This is a genomic window from Bradyrhizobium sp. USDA 326, from assembly GCF_049739485.1.
In the GTDB taxonomy this organism is placed as follows: Bacteria; Pseudomonadota; Alphaproteobacteria; order Rhizobiales; family Xanthobacteraceae; genus Bradyrhizobium.
Map to the genome: position 1 here is coordinate 2663056 of NZ_JBMGQA010000001.1, position 17909 is coordinate 2680964.

At 66.5% G+C, this 17909-nt stretch carries 16 protein-coding genes, 1 tRNA gene and 1 pseudogene; 10 read left to right on the plus strand and 8 right to left on the minus strand.

Translation table 11 applies throughout. The features are described 5' to 3' along the window. Positions 1–5 precede the first annotated feature (5 nt). The gene (locus ABIG06_RS12710) at positions 6–596 is read left to right on the plus strand and encodes a thermonuclease family protein (protein WP_370136867.1); all 591 of its coding nucleotides are present in this window, start codon (positions 6–8) and stop codon (positions 594–596) included. A 51-nt stretch (positions 597–647) separates the two neighbouring features. Here ABIG06_RS12710 and ABIG06_RS12715 read toward each other — a convergent pair whose 3' ends face one another. Both ABIG06_RS12715 and acs read right to left on the minus strand, forming a co-directional pair. Then, the gene (locus ABIG06_RS12715; protein ID WP_370136868.1) at positions 648–1163 is read right to left on the minus strand and encodes a L,D-transpeptidase; all 516 of its coding nucleotides are present in this window, start codon (positions 1161–1163) and stop codon (positions 648–650) included. A gap of 438 nt (positions 1164–1601) precedes the next feature. Beyond that, positions 1602–3548: an acetate--CoA ligase gene (gene acs / locus ABIG06_RS12720; protein WP_370136870.1), complete on the minus strand. Its 1947-nt coding sequence runs from the start codon at positions 3546–3548 to the stop codon at positions 1602–1604. A gap of 382 nt (positions 3549–3930) precedes the next feature. Here acs and ABIG06_RS12725 point away from each other — a divergent pair, with 382 nt between their 5' ends. Beyond that, a complete protein-coding gene (locus ABIG06_RS12725) occupies positions 3931–5097 on the plus strand; it encodes a DNA topoisomerase IB (protein WP_124161957.1) in 1167 nt (388 codons plus the stop codon). 11 nt (positions 5098–5108) lie between these two features. Here the strand turns inward: ABIG06_RS12725 and ABIG06_RS12730 are convergent, their stop codons facing one another. Beyond that, the gene (locus tag ABIG06_RS12730; protein ID WP_370136872.1) at positions 5109–5564 is read right to left on the minus strand and encodes an SRPBCC family protein; all 456 of its coding nucleotides are present in this window, start codon (positions 5562–5564) and stop codon (positions 5109–5111) included. Positions 5565–5665: 101 nt separating this feature from the next. On the opposite strand from ABIG06_RS12730, the pseudogene ABIG06_RS12735 reads away from it, so the two are divergent. Beyond that, positions 5666–6770, plus strand: a pseudogene (locus tag ABIG06_RS12735) (adenylate/guanylate cyclase domain-containing protein). Positions 6771–6773: 3 nt separating this feature from the next. Here the strand turns inward: ABIG06_RS12735 and ABIG06_RS12740 are convergent. The 3 genes from ABIG06_RS12740 to tsaD all read right to left on the minus strand — a co-directional run bounded on the left by ABIG06_RS12740 (position 6774) and on the right by tsaD (position 9362). Next, a complete protein-coding gene (locus tag ABIG06_RS12740) occupies positions 6774–7187 on the minus strand; it encodes an EVE domain-containing protein (RefSeq protein ID WP_124161954.1) in 414 nt (137 codons plus the stop codon). Positions 7188–7305: 118 nt separating this feature from the next. Further along, positions 7306–8286: an NAD(P)H-dependent glycerol-3-phosphate dehydrogenase gene (locus tag ABIG06_RS12745; protein ID WP_124161953.1), complete on the minus strand. Its 981-nt coding sequence runs from the start codon at positions 8284–8286 to the stop codon at positions 7306–7308. Between the two features lie 2 nt (positions 8287–8288). After that, positions 8289–9362, minus strand: a complete 1074-nt coding sequence (tsaD, locus tag ABIG06_RS12750; RefSeq protein ID WP_370140834.1) for a tRNA (adenosine(37)-N6)-threonylcarbamoyltransferase complex transferase subunit TsaD — start codon at positions 9360–9362, stop codon at positions 8289–8291. 152 nt (positions 9363–9514) lie between these two features. Here tsaD and ABIG06_RS12755 point away from each other — a divergent pair, with 152 nt between their 5' ends. The 5 genes from ABIG06_RS12755 (at position 9515) to ABIG06_RS12775 (ending at position 14092) form a co-directional block, all read left to right on the plus strand. After that, positions 9515–10261 (plus strand): uroporphyrinogen-III synthase, encoded by a 747-nt coding sequence (locus ABIG06_RS12755; RefSeq protein ID WP_370136874.1) that lies wholly within the window; start codon positions 9515–9517, stop codon positions 10259–10261. 65 nt (positions 10262–10326) lie between these two features. Then, positions 10327–11565 carry a COG4223 family protein gene (locus tag ABIG06_RS12760; RefSeq protein ID WP_370136877.1) on the plus strand — a complete coding sequence of 413 codons (1239 nt, stop codon included), beginning with the start codon at positions 10327–10329 and terminating at the stop codon, positions 11563–11565. Positions 11566–11615: 50 nt separating this feature from the next. Continuing rightward, positions 11616–13376 carry a heme biosynthesis HemY N-terminal domain-containing protein gene (locus ABIG06_RS12765; protein WP_370136879.1) on the plus strand — a complete coding sequence of 587 codons (1761 nt, stop codon included), beginning with the start codon at positions 11616–11618 and terminating at the stop codon, positions 13374–13376. Positions 13377–13475: 99 nt separating this feature from the next. Next, positions 13476–13551 (plus strand) — tRNA-Thr (locus ABIG06_RS12770). 148 nt (positions 13552–13699) lie between these two features. Then, positions 13700–14092 (plus strand): hypothetical protein, encoded by a 393-nt coding sequence (locus ABIG06_RS12775; protein WP_370136881.1) that lies wholly within the window; start codon positions 13700–13702, stop codon positions 14090–14092. A 68-nt stretch (positions 14093–14160) separates the two neighbouring features. Here the strand turns inward: ABIG06_RS12775 and ABIG06_RS12780 are convergent, their stop codons facing one another. Continuing rightward, positions 14161–15216 carry a polysaccharide deacetylase family protein gene (locus tag ABIG06_RS12780; RefSeq protein WP_124161947.1) on the minus strand — a complete coding sequence of 352 codons (1056 nt, stop codon included), beginning with the start codon at positions 15214–15216 and terminating at the stop codon, positions 14161–14163. Positions 15217–15469: 253 nt separating this feature from the next. On the opposite strand from ABIG06_RS12780, the gene ABIG06_RS12785 reads away from it, so the two are divergent. Continuing rightward, the gene (locus tag ABIG06_RS12785) at positions 15470–15778 is read left to right on the plus strand and encodes a hypothetical protein (protein WP_370136882.1); all 309 of its coding nucleotides are present in this window, start codon (positions 15470–15472) and stop codon (positions 15776–15778) included. 172 nt (positions 15779–15950) lie between these two features. Then, positions 15951–16163 carry a cysteine rich repeat-containing protein gene (locus ABIG06_RS12790; protein WP_370136884.1) on the plus strand — a complete coding sequence of 71 codons (213 nt, stop codon included), beginning with the start codon at positions 15951–15953 and terminating at the stop codon, positions 16161–16163. 48 nt (positions 16164–16211) lie between these two features. Here the strand turns inward: ABIG06_RS12790 and ABIG06_RS12795 are convergent, their stop codons facing one another. Then, positions 16212–17900, minus strand: coding sequence for an MFS transporter (locus ABIG06_RS12795; protein WP_370136886.1), 1689 nt, complete (start codon positions 17898–17900; stop codon positions 16212–16214). Positions 17901–17909 lie beyond the last annotated feature (9 nt).

Here is a 17909-nt window from a genome sequence, read left to right on the forward strand (position 1 = left end):
CGTGGATGTCGCGCTTCGATCCCAGCCGTCCATACCGGCCTTCATACAGCGGCTCGCCGTTCGGCCGTCGCTTCTCCGGACTGTTGCCGTGGATGTTCGTGGTCGGCGTTGTGACGGCCGTCGTGCTCGGCTTCCGCCAGGGAACGATCTGGCCCATCCCGCATGTGGATGACGAACAATCGCGCGATGCCGAAATCATTCTGCAGCAGCCCGGCAATTCCGATGTGAGGCAACCGGTCGAGGTCGTCCGCACCATCGACGGTGATACCTTCCTCGCGCGCGTGCATCTGCGCGACGGCCGCGATCTCGTCGCACGCGTCCGTCTGCGCGGCATCGATGCGCCCGAGATAAAGGCATCCTGCCGGGACGAGCTGGACAAGGCCGAGGCCGCCAGCGATGCGTTGCGCAACCTGCTCGGCCAGGGCGGCGTGATGGTCTACAATCTTGGTCAGGACAAATACGGCCGCGTTCTCGCCGATGTTGCCACCAAGCGCACCGCCAACGTCTCGGCGACGCTGCTCGCGAGCGGTCATGTGCGCAGCTACAATGGCGGCCATCGCAACGGCTGGTGCGCGCGGGGCTGGCGCTTGTGGTAACAAGAAAGCCGCGTCGCAACACGCAGCTTTCATCTCGGCTGATTCAGGCGATCAGCGCGTCACCACCACCGTCGTGCCGACGGAGACGCGGCCGTAGAGATCGGTGATGTCGTCGTTGAGCATGCGGATGCAGCCATAGGAGACGAAGCCGCCGATCGAGCCCGGCACGTTGGTGCCGTGGATGGCGTATTCGCCGCCGGCCAGCGTCATCGCCGCGACGCCCATCGGATTGCGCGGCGAGCCGCCGGGAATGACATCGGGGATATCAGGCTTGTCGCGCTTCACCTCGGCGGGCGGCGCCCAGGCCGGATTGAGATACTTGCCCTCGATCTTCGTCGTGCCGGCCCATTGCTTGCCGGCCTTGCCGACGCCGACCGGATAGCGCACGGCGTGGCCGTTATCGAGGATGAGATAGAGCCGCCGCTCGCTGGTTTTGACCACGATGGTGCCCGGTGAATAGTCGGCCAGGTGCGTGCCGACCAGCTCCGGCCGCGCCTCTGCCGCCGTCGAAATCAAGAGCGCAACCCCGATGGTGGCGGCCAGCGCCGCCGCAATCCTCATCGACATCGATGCTTCCCCTTGCCCCAAATGGTTTGTCCAAAAAATTACGCAAAACCCGGCAATCGTCGCCGCGCCCGGCCCTCGTTGGCGCTCATTCTTAACCGCGCCTGTTAACCGGATGGTTTCCACGCGCGGCCGCCAGGGGCCGGCCAGCGGCCGGAACAAAGGAAATGTTCGCAATAAAGTAAATGATCTGAAAACAACACTTTCCAGGAAAGATGCCGGTCGCGCGGGTGTGCGCGCTGACAAGAGCGTGAGGGATATGAACGGCCGCTGGCTGCTAGGGGGCGCGACACGCGCACTCGTGTCCCGGACAAGGCGCGGCGCGTAGCGCCGCGACGCAGAGCCGGGACCCAGCTCTTGAGTTGCGCGGAACGATGCGCCCCGGCTCTGCAGCGCACCGCTGGAGTAGCGCTGCGCTGCGTCCGGGGCACGAGAGCGTCCTTACGCCGACTTCCGGTTCTGCCGGTTCTTGACGAGGTCGTCGACCACGGCGGGATCGGCCAGGGTCGAGGTGTCGCCCAGGCTGCCGGGCTCGTCCTCGGCGATCTTGCGCAGGATGCGGCGCATGATCTTGCCGGAGCGGGTCTTGGGCAGGCCCGGCGCGAACTGGATCTGGTCGGGCGAAGCGATCGGACCGATCTCCTTGCGCACCCAGGTGACGAGCTCCTTGCGCAGATCCTCGGTCGGCTGGATGCCGGCCATCAGGGTGACATAGGCGTAGATGCCCTGGCCCTTGATGTCGTGCGGGAAGCCGACCACTGCCGCTTCCGACACCTTCTCGTGCGCGACCAATGCGCTCTCGACTTCGGCGGTGCCCATGCGATGGCCGGAGACGTTGATGACGTCGTCGACGCGGCCGGTGATCCAGTAATAGCCGTCGGCATCGCGCCGGCAGCCGTCGCCGGTGAAGTACTTGCCCTTGTAGGTCGAGAAATAGGTCTGCTCGAAGCGGGCGTGATCGCCATAGACCGTGCGCATCTGGCCGGGCCAGGACCGCGTCAGGCATAGATTGCCGGTGGTTTCGCCTTCCAGCACCTTGCCGTCGGCATCGACGATCTCAGGCACCACGCCGAAGAACGGCTGCGTTGCCGAGCCCGGCTTGAGCTTGGTCGCACCTGGCAGTGGCGTGATCAGGATGCCGCCGGTCTCGGTCTGCCACCAGGTGTCGACGATCGGGCAGCGGTCGTCGCCGACGACGCGGTGATACCACTCCCAGGCCTCGGGATTGATGGGCTCGCCGACCGAGCCGAGCAGGCGCAGGCTCGCGCGCGAGGTCTTCTTCACGGGCTCGTCGCCCGATTGCATCAGCGCGCGGATCGCGGTCGGCGCGGTGTAGAAGATGTTGACCTTGTGCTTGTCGATGACGTTCCAGAACCTGGAATTGTCCGGGTAATTCGGCACGCCTTCGAACATCAGCGTGGTCGCCCCGTTGGCCAGCGGGCCGTACAGGATGTAGCTGTGGCCGGTGACCCAGCCGACGTCGGCGGTGCACCAGTAGATGTCGCCGTCGTGATAGTCGAAGACGTATTGATGCGTCATCGAGGCGAACACGAGATAGCCGCCCGAGGTGTGCAGCACGCCCTTGGGCTGGCCGGTCGAACCCGAGGTGTAGAGGATGAACAGCGGATCCTCGGCGTGCATGTGCTCGACCGGGCATTCCGTCGTCACCATCGCAGCCGCCTCGTGGTACCAGAGGTCGCGCGTCGGGTTCATGTCGACCTTGCCGCCGGTGCGCTTGACCACCACGACCCAGTCGACGCCGTCGGCCTTGGCGAGCGCCGCGTCGACATTGGCCTTCAGCGGCACCTTCTTGCCGCCGCGCAGGCCTTCGTCCGCAGTGATGATCACCTTGGACTGGCAGTCGTTGATGCGCTGGGCGAGGCTGTCGGGCGAGAAGCCCGCGAACACGACCGAGTGGATCGCGCCGATGCGTGCGCAGGCGAGCATCGCATAGGCGGCTTCGGGTATCATCGGCAGGTAGATGGTGACGCGGTCGCCCTTTCCGACGTTGCGGGTGCGCAGGATGTTGGCCATCCGGCAGACCTCGTCGTGCAGCTCCTGATAGGTGATGTGCCTGGACTGCGAGGGATCGTCGCCTTCCCAGATGATCGCGGTCTGGTTGGCGCGCTTGGCGAGATGCCGGTCGATGCAATTGTAGGCGACGTTGAGGATTCCGTCCTCGAACCATTTGATCGAGATGTTGCCGGGCGCGAACGAGACGTTCTCGATTCTAGTCGGCGCCTTCATCCAGTCGATGCGCTTGGCATGCTCCGCCCAGAAGCCGTTCGGGTCCGAGATCGAGCGAGCGTACATCTCCTTGTACTTGGCCTGGTCGACCCAGGCGCGCTTCGCCCACTCCGCGGGGACGTCGTAGATCTTCTCGGACATGCTTCCCTCCACATACGGCAGGCCGAACGCCAGCGATCGGCGAGCCGACTTGATCATTGGCTGATTATGCGTCGGGCTAACCGGACCCGACAAGGAGCACAAGCTGGACCTTCGGTGGGCCACCGGCCATGCGGAGGATCAAGGCGACCTGCCGCGACTGTCGCAGATCTGAAACAGGCCTTTTACCCGGATGCGCGGGCCAGGGCGGTGCAGAGCTCTCATGCACCAGCGGAGGTATTTAGAAACCTCATCTCACTGATTCGGGACTCGCAATACGGTTCGGAACACCCTAAATGGCCAACCCGGGTCCAGAGAGACCCCAAGGAACAAAATTCAGAACAGCGGCATTGAACGGTAACAGACAGGGTCAAGGCTTAACATTATGATGGATCAGCAGAATCTCGGGACGATGCGGCCCGCTTCAGCCGATCCAGCGGCAATTGCCCTCGCCAAGGCCCTCGGACAATGGCCGAAACCGTCCGGTTTCAGGCGTCCCAGCCCCAAAAAAACCTTCGATACGGCGCCGGCGACGGTCGAGGCGCTCGCCAAGGAACTGGGCTTGCGGCTTGGCGACCAGAACGAGCTGACCATCCGCCGCATCAAACGCGGCAAGGGCTATTCATTCGTCCGCCCCAACGGTGCGCATATCCGCGACGCTCGCACCATCCGCCGGCTGCACGCCATGGCGGTGCCGCCGGCCTATCGCGAGGTGCGCTACTCCGCCGATCCGAACTCGCATCTGCAGGCCGTGGGCCGCGACGCCGCCGGCCGGCTGCAATATCGCTATCACGCCGACTGGGAGAAGGTCCGCGAGCAGCGCAAGGCGCATCGTCTGGAAAAGCTCGTCGGCGCGCTGCCGAAGATCCGGCGCAAGGTTTCGGCGTTCCTGTCCGGTGACGAGCCGACGCGCGAGTTCGCACTCTCGGCCGTGATCGAATTGATCGCGCGCACCGCGATCCGCCCCGGCAACGAATCCTATGCCCGCCTCAACGGTACCCGCGGCGCCACCACGCTGCTGAAGTCCAACGTCACGCTGGAAGACGATTGCTTCGTGCTGACCTTCAAGGCCAAGGGCGGCAAGGCGGTGCGCAAGGAATGCGACGCGGCCAAGCTGGTGCGCGCCATCGGTATCCTGCAAGGCGTTCCCGGCAAGCGCATGTTCCAGTATCGCGACGCCTACGGCATCGTGCGCGCGGTCAACACCACGCAGGTGAACGCGTTTCTGCGCGAGATCGCCGGCATCAAGATCTCGCTGAAGGATTTTCGTACCCTGATGGCGTCGGCCGTCGTCGTGGAATCGCTGTCGCGGATCACGCCGGCGACGAGCCAGCGCGGCCGCAAGAAGCAGGTGCTGGACGCGATCCGCGCCGCCGCGGACAAGCTCTCCAACACGCCGGCGATCTGCCGCAAGAGCTACGTCCACGATACCATCGTCACCGCATTCGAGGAGGGCATCCTCGAGCGTTTCGCCGCGACCATGAAGGGCCAACGCTCCCAGGCCAGACGCGAGCAGCTGCTGGCGCAGGTGGTGGCGACCGCGGCGGTCTGACCTGCCCGTTGCTAGGTCTTGTTGGAAACGCCTCTGTCAAGACCAGGATCGCCACCTGCGGCTGCGGTGGTGAGTCGTTCCAGATAATGCGCCCAGCCTGTTGCATGCGCGGCTGCCTGCGCCTCGGTCGGCAGGCCGCTATGGGTCATGCGTAGCAGCGTGCCGCCGTCGTGCTCGATCAGGTCGATCTCGATCAGACTCGAGCCGGGCGGCACCTCCTGGCCATCCTCCCAGCCGAACGTGTAGGCGAGACGATGCACCGGCACGACCTCGCGGAAAGCTCCGCGGGCGACGCGGCCGCGCGGGCCGACCCCTTTGAGCAGGTAGAGTCCGCCGGGATGCGGCTCCGTGGTGGCGTCGGACCCCATCCAGCTCAAGATCTTCTCGGGGTCGGTCAGGTAGGCGAAAACGGTGGCGCGCGGTGCCGCGATCTGGGTCTCGCGCCGCACGATGAACGGTTCGATCATTGGCGATCATCCCTTCCCTCTCACTGGCACATGGCCGCGCCAAGGCGGCCCGGCAAGGATTGCCCGTGACAAACCCGGAGGGCGTTCGCCATGATCGAGCCATGCAGCTCGCGCCGACGCTCGCCTGGCCTTGTCGATGTCGCCTCGGATAGTGCCGGGGCGGACTGTCTGCTTGCGGAACTCGGCGCTCATCTCCTCGCCGACGGCGTGCCGCTCGCGGCGGGTGCCCTGACACTGGAGGTGCCGCATCCGTTAATCGCGAAGCGTACCTGGCTGTGGCGTGCCGACGGTGGCCAGGTAATCGAAGCGCTCGGCTTTGCGCCGGGCGGGCTCGCACCGGATCCGCCCAACGACGCCGGCCGCCGCTGGTTGCGCGACATCGCGCTGGGCGAGGTGCACGAAGACGTGGTCGGACGGCCCGATGGGCCGCTGCTCGGCTGGATCGGGCCGCGTCCGTTCACCGCGGATGAAATCAAGCAATTGCGCCAGGCGGCGCGTTTTGCCGCGACGCCCCTCGCCGTGCTCGCCGCGCGCGCCACGTTGCGCGAAACCCTGGATGCTTATCTCGGCAAGCGCAGCGCGGAGCGGGTGCTGGCGGCACCTCTACGGCGCGATCCCGGCGAGACCATTCGGGCCGCGCGGCTCGATGCGGATTTGCGCAATTTCACGATTCTGTCGGACACTTCCCCGCCTGGCGAGGTCATCGCTGCGCTCGACGCTTGGTTCGATCGCATCGCCGGGGCCGTCCACGCCTTCGGCGGCGAAGTGCTGAAATTTATCGGCGACGGTGTGCTCGCGATCTTTCCCGTGCTCGAGTCATCGCCGCGCCGCGCCTGTGACGCTGCTCTGCGCGCCGCAAGTGCAGCCGAAGCAGGTATGACCTATCTCAACAAGGAGCGCCGCGCGCAAGCGCTGCCGCCACTGTCCTTTGGTGCCGCGCTCCATCTCGGCGAGATGCTGTGGGGCAATATCGGCGCCGCCAACCGGCTCGATTTCACCGCGATCGGTCCCGCCGTCAATCTTGCCAGCCGGCTCGAAGGATTGTGCAAGCCGCTGGGCAGGACCGTGTTGGTGTCGGGCGCACTCGCTGCCGAGACGGATATGCCGCTGGTCGCGCTCGGATCGCACTCGCTGCGCGGCATTGCCACGCCTTGCGAGGTGTTCACGCTGCCGGAGCCGCAAGCGCCGATATCGCAGATGGGATAACTCCTAAACCCCGCCCATCTTGCAGACGAGCTTCCACTCCTCCGCCGTCACCGGCTGCACCGACAGGCGCGAATATTTCACCAGCGCCATGTCGGCGAGCTTCTTCTCGGCCTTGACCGCGGCCATCGTCACCGGCGTCTTCAACGGCTTGTCGGCCTTGATGTCGACGCAGACGAATTTTCCGGTCTTGTCGGTCGGGTCGGGATAGGCTTCCTTGATGATCTCGGCGATCCCGACGATCTCCTTGCCCTCATTGGAATGATAGAAGAAGGCCTTGTCGCCCTTCTTCATGTTCACGAGGTTCTGGCGCGCGGTGAAATTGCGCACGCCGGTCCAGGCCTCGCCCTTGGCGCCCTTCGCGACCTGCTGGTCCCAGGACCACACCGACGGTTCGGACTTCACGAGCCAGTAGTTCATGACAACGCGCCCCATCCATTCGTCATGGCCGGGCTTGTCCCGGCCATCCACGTCTTTGCCACCAGTTCAATATCAAGACGTGGATGCCCGCGACAAGCGCGGGCATGACGAGAAGACGTCATTCCTCTGCCTTGAAGGGGCGCGTCATCAATCCCGAGATCGCGGCATCGATCGTGCTTCGGCCGCTCAGGATCGCCGCGACCGCTTCTGATACCGGCAACTCGATGTCTTGCGAAGCTGCGAGTTCGATCAAGACAGGTGCCGTGAACTCTCCCTCGGCGAGCTTGCCGGCGGGAGGCTGCTCGCCGCGCCCGAGCGCGAGTCCGAGCGCGAAGTTGCGCGATTGCGGGCTCGCGCAGGTCAGGATCAAATCGCCGAGACCGGACAAGCCGGTGAGTGTCTCACTACGCGCGCCGAGCGCGCGGCCAAGGCGCGTCAGCTCGGCAAAGCCGCGGGTCGTGAGCGCAGCCTGGGCCGAGGCGCCGAGCCTGCGCCCGACCGCAATGCCGACTGCGATCGCCAGCACGTTCTTGGCCGCACCGCCGATCTCGACACCCCGGATATCCGTGGAGTGATAGGGGCGGAACGTCGGCGAGCCCAGCGCCTGCACGAGCGCGCGCGCCAGCGCCTCATCGCTTGCCGCCAGGGTCACTGCCGTCGGCAGGCCGCGCGCGACGTCGTCGGCAAAGCTCGGGCCCGACAGGATCGCCGGCTGCGTATGCGGCGCGGCCTCGGCGATCACGTCGGTCATGAACTTGTGGGTGCCGTGCTCGATGCCCTTGGCGCAGGCGACGATCGGTACCGGCCTTGCAAGGTGCGAGGCCAGCATGTTGACCGCGCCGCGCAGATGCTGCGCAGGCGTTGCGATCAGCAGCATGTCGGCGCGCGCGGCGAGCGCCAACTCGCCCGTGACAACAATCTCCGGAGCAAGCCGCACGCCGGGCAGCCGGGGATTGTCGCGGCTCGATGCAATCCGCGTGGCATGCTCCGCATTGCGTGCCCACAGCGTGACGCTCCGCCCGGCTCGCGCTGCCACCGTTGCCAGCGCCGTGCCCCAGGCGCCCGCGCCGATCACCGCGACGGATTGCAGCGCGGCCATCGCTAATATCCCGCCCGGGTATTGCTGTAACCTGCCGGTGCCGTCGCGTTGGCGTCGAGCAGCCACCGTGCGCGCGGCTGCGCCTCCATCGTGTCGGTCAGGCCGAGCGCGAGGCGCTCGGCGCCGGCCCAGGCGATCATCGCGCCGTTATCGGTGCAGAGCGCCGGCGGCGGCATGATCAGTTGCGTCCCGGCCTGCCTTGCAACGTCATGCAGAGCGCCGCGGATCGCTTGATTGGCGGCGACACCGCCGGCGGCCACGAGCGCGTGCGGCGCGCCGAACTGCTCGCGGAAAAGTCTCAAGCCGACGCTCAGTCGGTCGGCGGTCGAGTCGAGCACGGCGGCCTGAAAGCTCGCGCAGAGATCGCTGACGTCCTGCGGCGTGAGCTCAGCCAGCCGGCTCGCTTCGGTGCGCACCGCCGTTTTCAATCCCGACAGCGAGAAATTTGCATCGGGGCGTCCCTGCATCGGCCGCGGAAACGCAAAGCGCGTGGCATCGCCGCCTGCCGCCGCGCGCTCGACCTGCGGTCCGCCCGGATAGGGCAGTCCCAGCATCTTCGCGACCTTGTCGAAGGCCTCGCCGATCGCGTCGTCGACCGTGGTGCCGAGCCGTACATATTGTCCGACGCCGGTGACCGCGACGATCTGGGTGTGGCCGCCGGAGGCGAGGAACAGGCAATAGGGAAACTCGATTCCATCGGTGAGGCGTGGCGTCAGCGCATGCGCTTCGAGATGGTTCACCGCGACCAGCGGCGTGTCGTGCACCATCGCGATCGCCTTCGCAGTGGTCAGCCCGACGATGACGCCGCCGATCAGGCCCGGCCCCGCGGCGGCCGCGACGCCATCGAGCTGGGCGAAGCCGATGCCGGCCTCGCGCATGGCCCGGTCGATGATGCCGTCGAGCAGATCGACATGCGCGCGCGCGGCGATCTCCGGCACCACGCCGCCGAAGCGGGCGTGTTCCTCGATCTGCGATCGCACGATGTTGGACAGGATCCTGCCGCTGCCGTCGCCCGCGCGCTCGATCACGGCCGCGGCGGTCTCGTCGCAGGTGGTTTCTATGCCCAGCACCAGCATTGGCGAATTGTTATCCAATTTGCGCCCTTGCGCCCATCCGTAAAGCAGCGTTCTGGTACGTCCGGTAGCATCCCGGGGCCAGATTGCGCAATCGTCACGCTCTAGCCGTCCAGGTCAATGCGTCACCGCCAAATGGTTCGGGAACACCAGCGATGTCCATTCTTGTCACACGGCCGCATCCCGACAATGAGGCGACGGCGGAGAATCTGCGCGCACGCGGGCATGCGGTGCTGCTTGCGCCGGCGCTCAGGTTCGAGCCCGTCGCCTTCCATGACGAGAGTGAAGCCACCTACGGTGCCGTTCTCGTCACGTCGGCCAACGCGATCCGCGCCATCGCGCCGCAATTGCCGGAGCTCGGTCTGTTGAAGCTGCCGTTGTTTGCGGTCGGCGAGCATACGGCTGCTGCGGCGCGCGAGGCCGGCTTTGCCGAGGTGATCGTCGCCGGCGGCGATGCTGCGTCCTTGCGCGACAAGGTGGTGCAGAGCGCGCGCGACAAGGTGCTGAAGAAAAAGAGCACGCTGCTGTATCTCGCGGGCGCCGATCTGTCGCGCGATCTCGGCGGCGAACTCGGTGCGGAGGGCTTCCGCGTGGTCTCGCAGACCACTTATCGCATGGCGCCGGTCAATCATCTGCCGCGCGAGGTCTGCGAGGGCTTTGCCGCGCATGGCGTCGAGGCGGTGCTGCACTACTCCCGGCGCAGCGCACGCGCATTCCTGGATGCGGCGCGTGACGAAGGCGTCGAAATCTCGGCGCTGGCGATCCCGCATTGTTGCCTGTCCGAGGCGGTCGCGAGCGTGCTGCGCGAGGCCGGCGCGTCACAGGTTCTGGTGGCCGCAGCGCCGAACGAAAGTGCCTTGTTCGACACCTTGGAGCGTGCTTTGCGCACCCGTTTGGCGTAAGAGGTCAGGCCGAATCCGACGCAATCTAGTTCACCCGGGTAATGGAAGTGTGAGGAACCGTCACGATGGCCGACGACAAGCCTGAAGACGCTGGATTGGCGCCCGACGCGGGTCGTACCAAGCGCACCCCGCCCACCATCGACCTCCAGGCGACGGAAGTTTCGACGCAGCCGCAGCAGGTCGCGGGCGAGCCTGAGGCGTCCGAACATGCCGCGCAGGAGCAGGCCAGGTTCGAGGAACCCGGATCGGATGAGGTCAAGGCCGAGCCGCAGTCCGGGCCTGCAGAGGAGCAGGTTTCCGTGGCGGGCGCACCCGTGTCGGCGCCGATTTCCCCCTGGGTCATCGCGCCGTTCTCCGGCGCTGTCGCAGCCGCGGTCGTGATCGCGGTCGGCTGGATGCTGGGCTGGCCCGCGGTGCAGGCGCCGCCGGCCGCGCCTGAGGTCACCAGTGCGACAATCGATGCGCTGAGCGCACGCGTTGCCGCGGTCGAAGCCAGGGCGGGCAGGCCCGCAGCCGATCCGGCCATGGCGGCGCGGATCGACGCGCTGGAGAAATCCGCAAGCAGCCTGCGCAGCGACATTGCCGGTCTGCGTGCGCAGTCCGACAAGACTGCGAGCGCCCTGAACGACGTAAAGGTGGCGTCGCCCGCTGCAGCGCCTGATCTTGCCGCTGTCATCGACCGCATCGCCCAGCTCGAGCGCGCCAGCAAGACGGAGCGCGCCGAACTCGCGCAGCAGGGCCAGAAGATCGCCGCCGCCATGACGGTGGACGACAAGCCGCTGCGCAACGTGGTGGCGGCGGCCCTGCTCGACGTCGCCGTTCGCCACGGCGATCCCTATCAATCGCAATTGGCCGCGGCGCGGTCGCTGGCGGCCAAGCCCGATATGCTGAAGCCGCTCGACGCGTTTGCGTCGTCCGGCATTCCGACGCCGGTCGCATTGAGCCGCGAGCTCCTCAACATCGTGCCGAAGCTGTCGCCGCCGGCTGAAGCTCCGGCGAGCAATGCCGGCATTGTCGAGCGTCTCCAGGCCGGCGCGTCAAAACTCGTCCGCATCGAGCGTACCGATGGGGTCGGCAACGATCGTGGCGCCATCGTTGCGCGGATGACGGCGGCTGCGCTTCGCAACGACTTCGCAGAAGCGCGGCGCGAGCTCAAGGGTCTGCCTGAGGCCGATCGTGCCCCGGCTCAGGCTTGGCTCGACAAAGCCGATGCCCGCGACGCCGCGCTCGCCGCGTCCCGCAAATTCGCCGACGATGCCATGGCGGATCTCGCCAAATCCGATCCGGTCAAGCCTCTTCAGTAAAGGTTCGTCAGTAAAGGTTCGCGCAACAATCGGCGCGTATAGGGATCGCCATGCTTCGCATCGTCCTCTTTCTCGTCCTGATCGCACTGGCAGCAGCCGGCGCGGCCTGGGTTGCCGACCAGCCCGGCGATCTCGTCCTGACCGCGGGTGGTTTCAGAATCTCGACGACGCTGCCCCGGTTCGTGTTCTTGCTTGGCCTGTTTGCCGTGGCCGTCGTGCTGGTCTGGAGCATCCTGACGATGATCTGGCGCACGCCGGGGCGTCTGCGCCGCCGTCGCCACGAAAAGCGTCAGGCTCGCGGCCGCCACGCCATTACCCACGGCCTGCTCGCGATCGGCCATGGCGATTCCGCGCTGGCCCGCCGTCACGCCGACGCGGCACGGCGGGATGCACCGAACGATCCGCTCGCGCTGCTGCTGCACGCGCAGTCGGCACAGCTCGAAGGCAATCGCGACGAAGCGCAGCGCGTCTTCCGCGTGATGGCCGAACGCGAGGACACGCGGCTGCTCGGCCTGCGCGGCCTGTTCATCGAGGCGCAGCGCGCCGACGATGCGGTCGGCGCGGTGATGATCGCGGAGGAGGCGATCAAGCTGTCGCCGTCGTCGACCTGGGCCTCGCATGCGGTGCTCGGCTTCCGCTGCGCGCGCGGCGACTGGAGCGGCGCACTCGCGATTCTCGATTCGAATCGGTCCGCAGGCCTGCTCGACAAGCAGGCCTACCGCCGGCAGCGCGGCGTGCTTCTCACCGCGCGCGCGCTGGAGCTGGAAACGATGGATCGCGACGTCGCGCGCGAGAGCGTGATGGAGGCGATCAAGCTCGCGCCGACCCTGGTGCCGGCGGCGGTGCTCGCGGCAAAATTCGAGAGCGAGGCGCATCAGGTGCGCCGCGCCATGAAGCTTGTGGAAGCGGCCTGGCTCGCCAATCCGCATCCCGATCTCGCGGATGCCTATGCGCATGTGAAGCTCGGCGATACCGCCCGGCACCGCTTGCAGCGGGTCGAGACCCTCGCCGCGAAGACGCCAGCCGACAAGCCCGGTCATATCGAAGGGCAGCTCGCGATCGCACGCGCTGCGATCGACGCCTCGGAGTTCGCCCGCGCGCGCGAGGTGCTCGCGCCTTATCTCAAGGATCCGACCCAGCGCGTCGCGCTCCTGATGGCCGAGATCGAGCGCACCGAGCATGGCGACGGCGGCCGCGCCCGCGCCTGGACCTTGCGCGCGGTGCGCGCCCGCCTCGATCCCGCCTGGACGGCGGACGGCTATGTCAGCGACCGCTGGCGCCCGGTCTCCCCGGTCACCGGCCGCCTCGATGCGTTCCTGTGGCAGACACCGGTCGCGAGCCTGCCTTCGGACAGGGGCGCCACCATCGAATCCTCGGCCTTCGAGGAGGCCATGCTGGCCGCTCCGCCGCCGAAGCGGGTGACGGCGGCTCCCAGCGACGGCCCGGTGGAACCTCCGATGACGGCCCCGGTGCCGGCGCCGGCCGCCCAGGACAATTCACCCCCCCAGGCCCAAGAGCTTGCCAGGGAATCCGCCAAGGAGGAGCCGGTGGTTACGCCGCCCGAGCCGGTGAATCCGGCGTCGGCACCGGCCGAATCATCGCAGCAAGCCGAAACGCCGGTATTCCGAACCCGGGCCGACCTCGGCAAGCCGGCATCGGCGCCTTTCCAGACGGTCATCCCGATCGTCCGCGCACCGGATGACCCCGGAATCGACGACGACGGCCCGAGCGACGAATTTACGGAACAAATCGGCACACCGAAGGCCCAGGCCGGCGGCTGGCGCGGCTTCTGGTCCCGCTGGGGCGCGTGAAGCGCATTTCGCCTCCCGCTTGTCCTTGCCAATTCGGGCCATGCCCGATATCAGGAGCGCGCGTATCGGGGCCGGCATCGCCCAGGTCCCGGCAGGGTCGCCGCAATAGCTCAGTCGGTAGAGCACGTCATTCGTAATGACGGGGTCGGGGGTTCGAATCCCTCTTGCGGCACCAGCGCTCAAATTTCACCGGATCCCCCGAGCGCTCCGATTGACCAGCGCATGAGCCTGTATCAGGGCTCGCTCGGTTGAGTGATCGCGATCACATAATCTCGGACATAACCCCCTAACATCCCTGTCACGCCAACACGGGGAGATTTCACATGCGAAAGTTCATTCTGGTTGCCACCATGCTGCTGGCTTCTGCCTCCGCCCAGGCCGGCGGCTCCCGCGGTCTATCCTTGGCCGCTGCCGGCGAACAGAGCTCCGCGTCGCAAACCACGACCTCGTCAACGACCAGTGTGACGACGCGGGTCAGCGAAGCCGCGCCGGCGACCGAGGCTCCGAAATATTCCGATCGTCCGCCGGCATTGTCGCTCTCCGCGCCGGCTGCGGCGACCGCTCCGACGGTGACCACACCCGCGACCTCTGCGCCGGTCACGACGGCCAAGCCAGCATCCAAGAGCGCGGCAAGTTCAGACAAGCCGAAGCCCAAGCGCAGCTGGACCGAGCGCCGCATCATCAGCGAGCTGCATCGCCACGGCATCTATTGGTAAGCCGCTCGCTCAAAGCAAACGGCCGGGCGAAAAGCCCGGCCGTGGCGTTCTTGAGGTGGTGATCGCGCTTACTGCGAGACCGTCTGCACCACGCTCGCGATCGGGCGCGTGTTCGTGCCTGCGGTCGGCACCTTCATGTCCTTCATCAGCGCCTCGTCATATTCCGGCAGCGTCTGGAGGCTCGCCTTGGCCTTCATCTGCACGACCTTGTAGCCGCCCGCCTTCAGCCGCGCGAGCAGCGTCGGCAGGGCGAGGCCCGTGTTCTTCTGGAAATCGTGCATCAGGATGATGCCCTTGCCGAGCTTGTCCAGCCTCGTCATCACGGTCTCGACGATCTTCTCCGGCGTCGCGCCCTTCCTGAAGTCGAAGGAGTCGATCTCGGTCGAGAACATCGCGACGTTGCGGGTGCCGAAATAGCTCACCATCGCCGGGTTGTGCTGAAGCTGCGGGAAGCGGAAGAACGGTGCCGGATTGGTGCCGAGCGCGAACCGCACTGCGCTAAAACCCTTCTCCACCTCGTCCTTGACCTGCTGCTCCGTCAACTTCTTGCTGTTGAGGTTGACATGCGACCAGGTGTGCGTGCCGACCGTGTGGCCCTGGGCCAGCACCTGCTTCAGGATTTCCGGATGGTAGGTCGCGTGCTTGCCGACCGAGAAGAACAGGCCCTTGGTGCATTCGTCCGCAAGTGCCTTCAGCACCGCGGGCGTGTTGACCGGCCACGGACCGTCGTCGAAGGTCAACACGACCTCCTTGTCGGTCAGGAAGTCGAATTGCTTGAAGTGCTCGAAGCCGAAGCCGGGGCCGCCCGTCGTGTCGATCTCGACCACGCGGGACACGCCCAACGCGTTCGGATTGGCGCAGGCCTGCTTCGGCTGCATCGGCATGGCCGGGGCGGGCGCAGGTGCCGGAGCGGCTGCCGCCGGCTTGGCAGCGATCGTCGCAGTGGTCTCGACGTCGTCCTTGGCGGCGAGCTTCGCCTGTGCCGGCAATTGGTCGGCGGCACGGGCGGCAACTGTCTTGGGAGCGCCCTGGTCGGCGCGCGCGGAATAATAAAACCAACCGCCGGCGGCGATCACGACCGCCGCAACTACACTGGCCAGCATCAGGCCCAACGCATTACGCATCGCTACTCTTTCCAATTACGCAACCAAACTGGCGGAATTTTCCGCGCGACCAGCCATTAATGCGAACTAAGAGTTAACGTGACACCAACACGACAGCGGCTGTGGAGGAATTTCAGCGGGGTACGCCAAAGTGACCGGGATCACAGAGGATGGGTCTCCCGTGAGCGTCATCACAGTGGAAACGGTTTTGCCGGAGCATCGTGGCTCCCATCGACAACCGGCCCGCTTTGCGCGGTGCCAATGGGAGCTTCAAATGACCAGGTCTGTGAACACCAAGTCGTTTACCAGCAGGATCCGCGACACCAGCCTGGCTCTGGGCTTTGCCGCCATCGTCTCGATCGCGTCGACGAGCGCGAGCTTCCCCTTCTCGGCCGAGGCGCAGCAGATGTGCACCGGCGATGCCTTCCGCCTGTGCTCGGCGGAGATCCCCAACATCCCGAAGATCACGGCATGCATGATCAAGCATCGCTCTGACTTAAGCGCCGGCTGCCGCGCGGTGATGGACAAGAACCTAGCCAAGGGCGCCTCGCGCAAGGTCGCTGACGCCCAGGACAAGCAGTAGAAGACAAGCAGTAAGAGCCCCGAGATCGTCAGCTCCCCTCGCGATGTGCCCCGGCGTCAAGTCGGGAGCCCCCGCGGCGGCGCTCGTTCCGCCCGGCCACAAAGCCGTTGCAGCCCCGGGATCGCCGCACTAGCTTCGCCCGCATATCTTTCCGGGTAAGAGGCATTACGCGATGACCAGGTTTCTTTTCATCATCCCTTTGCTCATGTTCGTATCCGGCGCGTCGGCGCAGCAGCCGGGCCAAGACGCTTGCGCGCGCGACGTCTCGCGCTTCTGCCGCGTCGTCATGAACAATGGCGATGGCGCCGTGCTCGCTTGCCTGAAGCAGCACCGCGCCCGCCTCAGCAAGGCCTGCGACAAGGTGCTGACGGAACACGGGCAGTGATCGTCATTTCGGGGCGCGCCGTCGGGCGCGAACCCGGAACGACAGTCCCTACGTGCTGCTGCCCGCGGCGGTCGCAACCACCGGCAGCACCTCGCCATCGGCGCGGTCCGGCGTCTCGTCCTTCCAGCGCACCGAACCGAACGGGCGCTCGAGCATGCGGCGGATCCGCACCGGCTCGGGGCCGATATGGAAGTCGATCGCCTGCTGATGCAGCGCGCGTTCGGACTGGGTCGAGCGGTTGCGCTGGCGCAGGTAATCGAACCAGGTGGGACAATGGTAGCGCTCGGTCCACAGCTCGGGATCGGCAATGTCGCGCGCGATCGACCAGCCATAGGCGCCGTTGCGCTGGCGCGAGAGCTGCACGTCCTGCATCACGTTGTGGAACGCGCGCGCGCTTTCTTGTGAGACCCGGTATTCGATCTCGACCACGAGCGGCCCACTGCGCCCGGTGAGTGACAGCTTCACCTCGGGATCGGCCAGCACATCGGCGTCCTCGTTACGGGCGCCGACGCGCGGCATCGCGAGCCAGATGCCGAGCAGCGGCGAGATCAGCATCAGGCCGGCCGCCGTCAGCAGCGCGACCTCGACGCCCGCATAGTCGGTGAGATGGCCCCAGCCCCAGGCGCCGATCGCGATCCCGCCGGAGATCGAGGCCTGGAACGCCGCGAGCGAGCGGCCCGCGACCCAGCGCGGCGCCGACAGCTGCACGCCGATGTTGAACAGCGCGATCGCAGCCATCCAGACCGCGCCGGCCAGCACCAGCGCGGCCGCCGTCAACACCGGCTCGGTGCTCACCGCGAGGGCCGCCATCGCGAAGGCCATCGAGATGGTGCAGGCGCGGATCGCGGCCTCGCCGCTCATGCGCTTGCGCAATTCGTGGATGTTGAGCGCGCCGATCACCGCGCCCATGCCGAAGGCGCCCAGCATGATGCCGTAGGTCTGCGCGCCGCCATGCAGGAGGTCGCGTGCGACCAGCGGCATCAGCGCCATCACGGCGCCTCCGATCAGACCCATCACCAGCGTGCGCAACAGCACGATCTTGATCGACGGCGAATTGGTGATGTAGCGAACGCCCGAGACCATGGCGCGGTTGAGCTTTTCCCGCGGCAGGCGCGAGGGCTCGGTGCTGCGGCGCCAGAGCAGCAGCACCACCAGCAGCGGCAGATAGAGAATCGCATTGCAGGCGAACGCGGCGACGGCACCGAGCGCAGCGACGATGACGCCGCCGACCGCAGGACCGAAGCTGCGGGCGATGTTGTAGCTGATGCCGTTCAGCGCGACGGCGGAAGGTAGAGCATCGGGCGGCACCTGTTCGCTGACCGAGGATTGCCAGGCCGGACCGAACAGCGCGTTGCCGCTGCCGACGACGAAGCAGAAGACGAGCAGCAATTCGGGGGTGATCAGGTTGAGGCCGGCCAGAACGGTGAGCGCCGTCGCGCCGATCAGTGCGATCGAGAGTGAGACCAGGGTGACGATGCGGCGGTCATACATGTCGGCGATGGCGCCGGCCGGCATCGAGATCAGCATGATCGGCAGCATCAAGGCGGTCTGCACCAGCGCCACCTGGTCGGCCGACGCCGCCATCTGCGTCATCGCCCAGGCTGCGCCGACGCCCTGGATCAGGAGGCCGAGATTGGAGAGCAGGCTGGCGAGCCAGATGCGCCGGAACAATGTGTACCGCAGGGGCGCAGTGATGCCGTCGGCGGCCATTCTCTGGCGGTTCGGCTGCTCGGTCATATCCCCTTC